The organism is Craterilacuibacter sp. (genome assembly GCF_051659485.1).
In the GTDB taxonomy this organism is placed as follows: Bacteria; Pseudomonadota; Gammaproteobacteria; order Burkholderiales; family Chromobacteriaceae; genus Craterilacuibacter.
The window spans coordinates 1-1,672 of sequence record NZ_JBOFOO010000306.1; the positions used below are offsets into that span (position 1 = coordinate 1).

General features: G+C 59.0%; 2 protein-coding genes and 1 pseudogene. All 3 read right to left on the reverse strand.

The window, feature by feature from the left end:
* Positions 1 to 812, reverse strand: an 812-nt coding sequence (locus ACRC1E_RS10670; RefSeq protein ID WP_438515078.1) for an NAD(P)(+) transhydrogenase (Re/Si-specific) subunit beta, incomplete at its 3' end; no start/stop codon positions are given.
* A gap of 11 nt (positions 813 to 823) precedes the next feature.
* A complete protein-coding gene (locus tag ACRC1E_RS10675; protein WP_438515079.1) occupies positions 824 to 1,120 on the reverse strand; it encodes a proton-translocating transhydrogenase family protein in 297 nt (98 codons plus the stop codon).
* Positions 1,121 to 1,138: 18 nt separating this feature from the next.
* Positions 1,139 to 1,672: pseudogene (locus tag ACRC1E_RS10680) on the reverse strand (NAD(P)(+) transhydrogenase (Re/Si-specific) subunit alpha); the annotation flags it as partial.

Here is a 1,672-nt window from a genome sequence, read left to right on the forward strand (position 1 = left end):
GCCGCTTCGGCACCGAAGCCACCCAGCAAGACAGAGATGATGGAGCGGTTCATCGCCTTGCACATGATGTAGGACAGGATGGCACCGGAAGAACCCACGCACGCACCGGCAATGATCAGCACCGGATTATTGAGGGTAAAGCCGATACCGGCCGCCGCCCAACCCGAGTACGAGTTCAGCATCGAGACCACCACCGGCATGTCGGCACCGCCAATCGGGATGATCAGCGTCACACCCAGCACCAATGCGAAAGCCACCATCGCCAGGAAGGCGGCATGGCTATCGGTCATGAAGTACAGCGCGCCAAAGCCGACCATGGCGAGCGCCAACACCAGATTCAGCAGATGCTGGCCGGAGAAGTTGATCGCCTTGGAACCGAAACGGCCGGACAGCTTGCCATAGGCAATCACCGAGGCGGTAAAGGTAATGGCACCGATAAAGGCACCGATAAACAGCTCGACCTTCTGTACCGGGGTATGGGTTTCACCGGTGTGGTAAATCGCAGCCACCGCAATCAGTACCGCAGACAGACCCACCAGCGAGTGCATGGCAGCGACCAGCTCGGGCATGCCGGTCATCTCGACCGTCTTGGCCTTCCATGCGCCGATGCCAGCACCGGCCACAATCGCGCCGGCAATCAGCCCCATGACCGGCTTGTCCATGATCATGAAGGTGGTCACCACCGCGATCAGCATACCGATCATGCCGTACAGGTTACCGCGCAGGGCGGAGGCCGGGCTGGACAGCCCCTTCAGTGCCAGCACAAACAAAATGGCTGCCACCAGATAAAGTAGAGCAGAGATATTTTCCATCATGTCCGTCCTTATTTTTTCTTCTTCTTGAACATGTCGAGCATGCGCTGGGTGACCATAAAGCCACCGAAGATATTGATGCTGGCGAGGAAGATACCGATGGTGCCCAGTACCGAAGTAACGGTGATGGTTTCGCCACCGATATCGACCACCTGCAACAGGGCGCCGACGATGATGATGCCGGAGATGGCGTTGGTTACGGCCATCAGCGGGGTGTGCAGCGCCGGGGTGACGTTCCACACCACGTGGTAGCCGACGAATACGGCCAGCACGAAGATGGTAAAGCTGGTGATAAACGGATCAACCATGATTCGATTCCTTGTGGGTTACTTGTTGCCGAAGCGCACTTCACCGCCATGCGTTACCAGCGTGGCGGCCAGCAGATCGTCTTCCATATCCAGCTTGAAGCCGTCTTTGGAAAGCATCAGGCTGAGGAAGGTCAGCAGGTTCTTGGCGTACAGGCTGGACGCATCGGCAGCCAGCATGCCCGGCAGGTTGGCGAGGCCAACCACGGTCACACCGTTATCCAGCTTCACCACTTCACCGGCGCGGGTGACTTCGCAGTTGCCACCGGCTTCGGCGGCGATATCGATAATCACCGCACCCGGCTTCATGCCGGCCACCACCTCGGCCGAGATCAGGCGCGGCGCAGGGCGGCCCGGAATCAAGGCGGTGGTGATGATGATGTCGGCAGCTTTGGCATGCTTGGCGACCAGCTCGGCCTGACGCTGCTTGTAGTCGTCGGACATTTCCTTGGCGTAGACGCCGTCGTTGGCGGCTTTCTCTTCATCGCTCATCGGCACTTCGATAAACTTGCCGCCAAGAGACTCCACCTGTTCCTTGGTCGACGAGCGCACATC

What these genes read in the sequence shown, in the direction of transcription:
- ACRC1E_RS10675 (WP_438515079.1), bottom strand. Translation starts at nt 1,120, where the DNA reads ATGGTTGATCCGTTTATCACCAGCTTTACCATCTTCGTGCTGGCCGTA.